Origin of the sequence: Niastella sp. (genome assembly GCF_045805085.1) — a bacterium.
In the GTDB taxonomy this organism is placed as follows: Bacteria; Bacteroidota; Bacteroidia; order Chitinophagales; family Chitinophagaceae; genus Niastella.
This window is the reverse complement of record NZ_JBJMLX010000084.1, coordinates 1-9,398: the sequence shown is the minus strand read 5'-3', so window position 1 is coordinate 9,398 and position 9,398 is coordinate 1. Positions and strand designations below refer to the sequence as shown.

At 44.5% G+C, this 9,398-nt stretch carries 8 protein-coding genes; 6 read left to right on the top strand and 2 right to left on the bottom strand.

The window, feature by feature from the left end; all coding sequences use genetic code 11:
- Positions 1 to 126 precede the first annotated feature (126 nt).
- Positions 127 to 582, bottom strand: coding sequence for a matrixin family metalloprotease (locus ACJ751_RS04050; protein ID WP_407744092.1), 456 nt, complete (start codon positions 580 to 582; stop codon positions 127 to 129).
- Positions 583 to 1,039: 457 nt separating this feature from the next.
- On the opposite strand from ACJ751_RS04050, the gene ACJ751_RS04045 reads away from it, so the two are divergent.
- A complete protein-coding gene (locus tag ACJ751_RS04045; RefSeq protein ID WP_407744091.1) occupies positions 1,040 to 1,774 on the top strand; it encodes a DUF3575 domain-containing protein in 735 nt (244 codons plus the stop codon).
- Here the strand turns inward: ACJ751_RS04045 and ACJ751_RS04040 are convergent.
- Complete coding sequence (locus ACJ751_RS04040; protein WP_407744090.1) at positions 1,771 to 1,899, bottom strand: hypothetical protein; 129 nt, start codon at positions 1,897 to 1,899, stop codon at positions 1,771 to 1,773. The two genes, ACJ751_RS04045 and ACJ751_RS04040, sit on opposite strands and share 4 nt — an antisense overlap.
- 106 nt (positions 1,900 to 2,005) lie before the next feature.
- Here ACJ751_RS04040 and ACJ751_RS04035 point away from each other — a divergent pair, with 106 nt between their 5' ends.
- The 5 genes from ACJ751_RS04035 to ACJ751_RS04015 form a co-directional block, all read left to right on the top strand.
- Positions 2,006 to 2,578 carry an RNA polymerase sigma factor gene (locus ACJ751_RS04035; protein WP_407744089.1) on the top strand — a complete coding sequence of 191 codons (573 nt, stop codon included), beginning with the start codon at positions 2,006 to 2,008 and terminating at the stop codon, positions 2,576 to 2,578.
- Positions 2,579 to 2,651: 73 nt separating this feature from the next.
- Positions 2,652 to 3,575, top strand: coding sequence for a FecR family protein (locus ACJ751_RS04030; RefSeq protein WP_407744088.1), 924 nt, complete (start codon positions 2,652 to 2,654; stop codon positions 3,573 to 3,575).
- Between the two features lie 21 nt (positions 3,576 to 3,596).
- Entirely contained in the window at positions 3,597 to 7,007 is a 3,411-nt protein-coding gene (locus ACJ751_RS04025) for a TonB-dependent receptor (RefSeq protein WP_407744087.1), read from the top strand.
- A gap of 19 nt (positions 7,008 to 7,026) precedes the next feature.
- The gene (locus tag ACJ751_RS04020; protein WP_407744086.1) at positions 7,027 to 8,544 is read left to right on the top strand and encodes a RagB/SusD family nutrient uptake outer membrane protein; all 1,518 of its coding nucleotides are present in this window, start codon (positions 7,027 to 7,029) and stop codon (positions 8,542 to 8,544) included.
- Between the two features lie 150 nt (positions 8,545 to 8,694).
- Positions 8,695 to 9,398, top strand: a 704-nt coding sequence (locus ACJ751_RS04015; protein WP_407744085.1) for a phosphatidylinositol-specific phospholipase C/glycerophosphodiester phosphodiesterase family protein, incomplete at its 3' end; no start/stop codon positions are given.

The window sequence follows — 9,398 nt, the reverse complement described above, 5'->3', positions numbered from 1 at the left end:
CCAACAAGGGTTATTGTAATCAAAACAAGGGTCGTTGTAATCCAAACAAGGGTCATCGTAATCAAAACAGTAGGTCTTGTAATCAGGACAATGGTCATTGTAATCAGGATGATCGGTTTTGCCAGTCTAGAATTTCCCTTTGCACATCGAACAATAGGTGTCAGCGCTCTGATCCACGGTCTGGATCCGCTCATTGGCGTCGTTCATGATGCAATTTTTGGTGGGGCAATGTGGAAGGCCCTGGTTGTGGCCCAACTCATGAATAACGATCGTGCGAAGACGGTGCCGGAAACGAGGGATGTCACTTGTTTGCAGCCGATGATCGCTGATTACACATGAACGGCCCGGTTGGTAACCCAACCCAAAGATACCCCACACCGCATATTTATATTGAGGGTCTTTAATATGGCCGTTTTCTTTCATGGTAGTGAAGATGTCGTTATGAGTAAGACCAACCATCTTCGTTATAGAGTCAGGCGCGGTATGCGACAGCCATTTGATGATGGAATCAGCAGAATACCGTTCACCCTTCGATAAATTGATAAAAGAAGCCGGCATGTCTCTTTCTGTTAAAATAACCACAGGTACCTTAAAGAATGTTTGTAATTCCTGTTGAATAAACTGAAGCTGATCCGGCGTATAATGGCCTATTGGTTGCAGACCGATAATTTGATGATGGCCGGGTTTAATGGGGCTTGTACAATGAGATAGGAGGAGTGTGAGGAGGATGGAAAGTAATAAACGGCGGGGCATAGGTTGAATGGGATTGGGTAGTTATGGCACTTTGGGGCAAATGTAATGTTTTGTGGCTTTATTTTGATCGATCAATTTCTGTTTTTCTTTATAAGTAAGCATTACATTATCTATAACTTCACTGCATAGCCGTATACTAACGATTGTAGAAATCAGCCTCAATAAGTAACTTAAATTGCCGGGTGTATTAGCAGGATTGCTGGTTTGGATTGTTAACAAATAACGTATATATTGGGGCGAAATGCAACTGGTTGTAAAGCCATGTTGCTGCTTAAACCCTTAAATCATGCGCTCCCTACTTCTTGTATTCTGTTTTGCAACAGCCTTTCATGGCTATGCCCAGGTGCCTGAGAAATTCCGTAAGAACCGAAAGTCTCACAGCCTTCCTGAAGCCAGGTTTTTACTAAAATTAGCCCCCCTTGCTGCAATCGATGCCGTAAGCTTCCCTACAATAACAGCTGGTGTGGAAGTGCATCTGGCCCCACAGTTCAGTATGTATAATGAAATAGGCATTCGATACCGGAAAGGATGGTATGAAAAACCCGATACCAATTTTGTATCTCCCAGTGGGTTTAAATTAAAGTCAGAGTTCCGTTATTATTTTCGGGAAGGCAATTTAAGTTATGAGAAATTTCATGGGCATTATATTGCCATGAATGTTTTTTATACTAATCATAAATATAATTCGGTCATTGACTATAATGCAGGAGATTATAGCGGCTACGATTTAAAAGACGGTATTGGCGTTACCAAAACAGTCTGGGGCCTCAATGCCTTGTGGGGCTGGCAGGATGATATTGGTAAATACTTTATGTTTGAAGTGTATGAAGGCATAGGCGTACGGTTCAGAAATTATAAAACAACAAACCAGCAATTTAAATATGATCGTGATGCATTCGTTGAACCAGATGATGTAAATGCTGTTTTCAGAGGATCAAATGTTGAGCGGGCAGCAAAAGGTGGAAGCAGCGCCACCTTTAACTATACAACCGGGATTAGATTCGTTTACAAAATACGTTAACTATAAGTTGCAACATACTCAATAGCTTTTTCGCCAAAAGACCTGATCTGCGGTTCAACCCGTTTGTTCAGGTCTTTTTGTTTTGTCATGCGCGTGTTGTAATTGCTTCTGTTACAGAGCGGCATTTGTTATATCTGTTTACATAATAATTTCTTAATTTAGTTACATGGCAACTCTTTTTAATTTGCAGCGGTATGACCGGTTATGTCATACTGCTAAAAAGTTGCTAAAATGCTGCAAGTGGGAAACGCTGACAAATTATTACTACAAAAAATTGCTCGCAACGATCAGCATTCTTTCCAGGATCTCTTCGATACCTGGTGGGAACCTTTGTTTCAATACGCATTTAAAGTACTACAAAACAGGCAGGATGCGGAAGAAGTAGTGCAGGACTTCTTTATTCATTTCTGGAATAAACGCCATGAACTGCCTGAGATCCAATCATTGACCGCTTACTTATTTACCGCATTAAAGAACCGCATACTCAATCACCTCGCAAAAAAGAAATATCCCGTAACCAGCCTCGATGTATTATATAATAATGAAAGCGAATTTTCTCCCGCTGCCGCTTTTGAACAAAAAGATACAGAATCTGCCTTGCGATCGCTGGTAAGTACACTGCCCTGTAAAATGAAGCAGGTATATGAAATGCATCAGTTTGCCGGATTATCGGTTAATGAAATAGCCCGCGCTACCGGCAATTCCGAACAAACCGTCCGCAACCAGTTAAACACCGCCGTCAAAAAGTTAAGCCTGGTGTGGAAAGCCGAACTGCTCACGCTCATCGTTTTATACTTTCTTTAAAAAAATGGCAATCCCGGATAGTTAAACTTCCGCGTTTCCCTGTCTTAGTATTGAAGCTGGAAAAACCTCATCGTTGAATTATCAGGAACATATCGATCAATTACTGGAGAAGTTCAGGCGGAATGCCTGCTCGGAAGAAGAGTTGCAGGAGTTATATAGCTGGCTCGATAAACAATCGGCTGCTGGTGAACCGTATTCTTTTGCCAATGACAATGCCCGTTTATTGCTGAAGACCAGGATGCGCGAGGCCGTTTTTGGTGCGGTTGGCAGCCGGTATCGATGGATGCAATACGCTGCGGCTGCTGCTGTATTGATCGTTTGCTGCAGTCTTGCTTATTGGTTTACCCGTCCAACCCGGGTGGTGGTAGCAGCGGCGCCTGGTAAATTAGAGAAACAATTGTTACCTGATGGCAGTACCGTGTGGCTGAACGACAATTCGATCGTTGTGTATTACAGTAATTTTTCTGGTCATAGAAACATCGAACTACAACAGGGAGAAGCATTTTTTGAAGTAAAGAAAGATGCGGCGCACCCGTTTACGGTTCAATCAAATGGAGTGAGCACAACAGTTAAAGGAACTTCTTTTTCGGTAAAAATGATCGATCGTACAGGCGAGGTGAAAGTGTCGGTTGTTACCGGGAAAGTGCTGGTGCATAAACAACAGGATACACTTGGCTATCTGTTGCCTGGTCAGCGGTTGCGCTATTTAAAACAACAGAACACTGCCCGCATAGACAGTGCGCAGGTGGGTGAAGCCAATGCCTGGATCCATGGTGATCTGTTCCTGCAAAATGCCACCCTGAACGAAGTGATGCAATGGTTACATGATCACTTTAATGTTTCGGTTGAAAACAAACGTACCAGTTATACTGGTGATTATTACCTGCAGGTTAAACGGGATATCAGTTTACAGGAAGTGGTCAGGATCCTGAATCTGCTTGGCTCTAAAGACCATATCCGGTTTTCGTTACATAATCAGACAGTCCTCATTCAATAATTAATCCTTAACGTTCTATTTATGAATCCTTCTGTAAACAGATGGAAAGCAATCTGCTTGCTTTCTCGGGCCGCTATGCTGTTTTGTTTGCTGGCTTTTATTTTGCCCTTGCCGGCGCAAACAGCCAACCCGCTAAAGAAAACGGTGCTTATCAATGTCGATCAGCAACCGCTTGAAAAAGTATTGACAGATATTGCCATCAGCGTTCAGGTGAAATTTGCTTTTGACGTAAATGACGTAAAACAATACACCGTAACCCTTCATGAAAAAAAGGAGATCACGGTTGAAGAGGCGCTCAGGAAGGTATTGAATAAAACCAATCTTGATTTTGAAAGCCATGCCAATACCATCGTGATCTATAATAAAGAAAATAAGCCGAACAATTCATCGACCGGTTCCCCTGAACAGCCCCAAAGCAACTTTATCAGCTATTCATCGGGCAGCCAGGTGTTTACCGGAACGGTAACAGATGATGCCGGGCCTTTATCTGGTGTAACACTTAGCATTAATGGGTCTAAAGTTGGTACTCAAACCGATTCCAAAGGGGATTTCAAACTGGAAGCTGATGGGGAAACCATTACAGTTACAGTTTCTTATGTTGGCTATGCTATAAAGGAAGTGACGTTGAAGGCCGGCATTCCCAATTTCATCAAATTGGAGCCCGAAGAAACGCATCTGAATACAGTAGTGGTGGTTGGTTACGGTACTCAAAAAAGAGGCACTTTTTCAGGGGCGCAAACAGATGTAAAGCTGGATAAGGCAGCATCGCGTTCCGTTCATAATTTCACCGAGATCATACAGGGTAAAGCGCCTGGCGTGATCGTGCAGAATGAAGGTGGCGACCCTACTGTACCCCCCTCTGTGAATATTCGCGGGATGGGTGGTATTAACGGAGAAAAAGTGTTGTATGTAGTAGATGGTGTGGTAACGGATGGAATACCGGTAGTGAATCCAAATGAAATTGAAAATATCTCGGTTTTGAAAGATGCGTCGGCTGCTATTTATGGAGCAAGAGCTTCAGGTGGTGTAATTCTTATTACAACAAAAAAAGGTAAAGCAGGCGCCGCTTCCATTACGCTCGATGCCAAATATGGCGCACAAAAAGCCTGGCGTAAATTGCAGCCGTTAAATGCCAAAGAATACGCCGATATGATGAACCTGGCTGCTGACAATGCCGGCAAACCAAGGTCTAAGGCTTTTGATGCCACCATCTATCCTGATGGACAAATAACCCGCACCAACTGGATGGATGATATTTTCAGGACCGGTCATATAAGCGACTATAACGTCAACATCAATGGCGGTAACGATAAGTCGAAATATTTTATGGGCTTTGGTTATCGCAAGGCGGAAGGCACGTTGCTGAATACCTATGCGGAGCGGTATAATTTCCGCCTCAACTCTGACCATCAGTTGAAACCCTGGTTGAAAGTAGGAGAGAACCTGCAATACACGTATACCAATGGTAATGGCGCCAATACCCAAAGCGCTTACACCGGCGCTATCTTATCTGCGATCTTTTATCCGCCCAGCGTAGCGCCTTACAAGACTGATGGCACCTATGCCGGCCTGCCCGCTTTGTATGCCGGAAGCTATGGTGATGTAATAAATCCGGTTGCCTATTTGAACCGCCTGGATTACAAGAAACCGGTGAATGGTATTTTGATCAATCCATATGTGGATATCAAGCTGTACCGCGATCTTACCTTCCGCAGCAATTTCGCCTTAACAAAAAATTTCTCTACAGAGAAGGAGTTCGATACGCGGGTGCTGGAGATAGGAAAGATCTTTGATTTTAACCAGCTTGCTATCAACAATGATAATTACACCAATCTGCTGGCCGAACAAACGCTTACTTATAATAAAACCCTGGGCGAACATCACCTTACGGCCGTGGCTGGTTATGTATACCAGCACGAGCAGGAAGAAAGTAATTATGCCAAAGCGCAGGATTTTACCGATGAACGTATAGTGTACCGCTATTTTCAGAATGCCAACGATATTTTTAAACCCGAAAGTTACAAAACGGAAAAGGCGCTTGTTTCATACCTGGCGCGGGTGAACTATGATTACCAGGAAAAATACCTGCTTACATTATTGGGCAGGCGCGATGGTACATCCCTGGTGGCTAAAGGGAACAAATTTGCAAATTATTATGCGATTTCCGGCGGCTGGGTTATCAGTCGCGAAGAATTTATGCATGGCATTAGCTGGTTGAATAATCTGAAACTGCGTACCAGTTATGGCTTGCTGGGTAACCTGGGCAGCTTGCCGGCAAACTCAGTGAATGTGCCTATGCAAGCTACTACAGTCTACATGGGGCAGGACCCCACCCAGGCGTATGGATATGCCGAGAACGCTATATCAAATCTTAACATAAAATGGGCCCAATCCCGTCAATACAATATAGGAGCCGATGTAGCTGTGCTGGATAACCGCCTTTCCTTGAACGCTGATTATTTTATCAAGAATACAGAGAACATGTTGTATCGCCGCCCGCCGGCCAGTACCAATGGGGTAAACTTTGGCAAATGGGATAACGTCGGTAAGGCACAGGATAGAGGCATTGAACTGGGTATTAATTACAATGGTGATCCCAAAGCCGCATTCCAGTATAGTATAGGCGCTACTATGACCAAAGTATCGAACAAACTGGTTTCCCTCACCGAAAATATTACTACCATTTCAACGGCTGATATAAACATCCGCAGCACCCTGTCGCCCGTGTTGATGCGTGTGGGTGATCCGTTGTTTTCTTATTACGTTGTTCCAACAGCCGGTTTGTTTAAATCACAGGACGAAGTAAACAACTATAAGAATAAAGATGGCGGCCTGATTCAACCGAATGCAAAACCCGGCGATCTGAAGTTTGTAGATGTAAGCGGTAATGGTAAAATTGATGACAGCGACCGCGTAGTGAGAAAAGGCGCTTATCCCAATTTCACTTATGGCTTCAGCTTTAATGCCAGCTACAAAAATTTCGATCTGAACTTCTTTGTACAGGGTGTACAGGGCAACAAAATATTCAATGGGCTGAAGTACCTGGCTATGCAGGCCGCGGTGGGCGGTCAGAATTATAATATGCTGCATGATGTAGTGAATGCCTGGACGCCAGACAATCCAAACGCTACCATTCCCCGGTTGTCATTAACCGATGCCAATGGCAACTACAGTACCGTCAGCGACTGGTATCTCGACAATGGCTCTTATGCCCGCATCAAGAATGTGACCCTGGGCTATACCTTACCGGGTACATTGACCAACCGGGTTAAGATAAATACCCTGCGGATATACGTAACCGCCAATAACCTGGTAACGATCACAAAGTATAAAGGGTTCGATCCCGAAGTGGGCATGAACGAATACGGCATCGACAAAGGCCGCTATCCGCAGGCGCGTTCGGTATTTGTTGGAGTAAACGTTAATTTCTAACCGTATAAGCAAGTTAATAATGAAAAAAGCGCTCAATAATATCGTACTATATTGCATGGCGGCAGGTGTATTGGCCAGCTGTGATAAGAAACTGGATATTGAACCGGAAGGCTCGCCCACAACCGGTTATTTCTGGAAAACATCGGCCGATGCCATCTACGGCGCTAATGCCATGTATGACCAATTTGACGGCGAAGAGTTTTATGGCCGTGGTTTTATGTGGTACATCAACGCCAGCGACGACATGGTGACCGGCCGCTCCAATGCCAAGGCAGACAATGTAAAAAATTTTAACAGCGCTACTCCCGGCGTATCGTATCTTACCGATCAATGGAAAATGCGTTATATAGTCATTAAACGCGCCAACGATGTAATTCTGCATGTGCCCGGTATTGATATGGATGGAACACTGAAGAACAGGATATTGGGCGAAGCTTATTTCTTACGCGGACTGATGTATTTTCAATTGTCGTATAACTATGGGAATGAAAATGCCGGCGTGCCCATTGTTACGGAAGCTGATTTATCCAATACTGCCGCGGTGGCCCGTGCTGCCAGTGTGAGCGAAAATTATGCACTGGTTGAAAGTGATCTTAAAACTGCTGCCAGTTTATTGCCTTATTTCGATACGTATAAGGCGGAAGATTATGGCCATGCCCATAAGACCGCAGCGTGGGCATACCTGTCGAAAATGTACCTGTATACAAAAAGCTGGCCCAATGCGGAAAAGTATGCAGATTCGGTAATAAAGAGCGGCAAACATGCCTTGCTTACCAACTTTGCCAACGTGTTCACCATCGCCAATAACTGGAGCAAGGAATACATCTGGAGTGCACTGAGCACCCCCAAAGGAACCGGTGGCTGGGGTAGCATTCTGCCTGGTGTTATGCTCGAGAACAAAGGCTGGGGCAAATACAATGGCTGGGGATATTATACACCCACCAAAGAATTGTACGATGCGTTTGAGACCGGTGATCAACGAAGGGAGGTTACTATCCTGAAACCTAATGATCACTTCCAGTACTTTGGAAAAGATACTATCTATGGTTCCAGCAACAGTTTAAGTGGTTACCAGTTCAGGAAATATATGGAACCATTCTCCTATGCTGAGCCTGTTAGTAAGTATATTAGTCCGAACGGTGATCACCCCACCACTGCGCTGAACCCACCATTGCTGCGCTATGCCGAAGTGTTGCTGATAAAAGCAGAGGCCGAATTGATGCAGGGCAAGAATGCGGATGCGGAGATCAATGCCATCCGTAACCGCGCCGGGTTGGCAAGCATAACTGGCGCCAACATGGCAGAATTGAAGAAACAACGTCGCTGTGAATTTGCCGGTGAATGGGCTGATCGTCACCGCGACCTGGTACGCTGGGGGGATGCTCAAACCGTATATGCACAACCGTTGCATGGTTATAACGGCACAGTGATCTGGCCGGCCCGAACATTTAACCCTGCTGTGCACAATGTATGGCCTGTTCCGTCTACAGAGATCAGTAATAGCGGCGGGGTGATAAAACAAAGCACAGGCTGGTAAAAGAATGTGCTGGCGAAGAGACTAATGTGAAGCAATTATTAAATAATAAAATTATTTAAGTAAAAACCCTGACGGTGGTAGCTTTGTGTTGCCCTGTTGGGGTTTTTAACTCAATAACTAACAAACTAATAAACTAAAGCATTTTATACATTGAATAAACTATTATTATTCCTGTCTTTCCTTAGTACTACCCTGGCATACGCTCAACCTGCCTCTTATACTGTAGCCAATGCGCATTCGCACAACGACTATGAACAACCAATCCCTCTGTTAACGGCCTATAATGAAGCATTCGGTTCAATAGAAGCAGATATCTTTTGGCATAATGGCGAATTGCTGGTGGCGCACGATACCAATGAACTGGCCTTGCACAGGACCCTCGAAGACCTGTACCTGAAACCGCTGCAATCGTTTGTAGAGAAAAACAAAGGCCATATTTATGCAGATGGCGCCCGCCATCTGCAGTTTATGATAGATATAAAAACCGACAGCGTAACTACCCTGAACAAACTGGTAGAACTGTTGCAAAAATACCCGGTGCTTACGCAGTGTTCAACTTTGCAAATTGCTATCAGTGGCAACCGGCCCGATGTATCGGCGTATACCTCTTACCCTTCCTTTATCTGGTTCGATGGCGAATTGCAAAAAGAGTATCCGGCTGAGGCGCTTGCACGTATAGTGATGCTAAGCGCCGACCTGAAGCAATACACCAAATGGAATGGGAAAGGCATTATTCCTTCGCCGCAATGGGATATTTTGCAAAAGCTCGTAAGCCATGCACATGCCTTGAACAAACCCGTTCGTTTTTGGGGTGCGCCTGATTTTACCAATGCCTGGATCCAGTTGATACGACT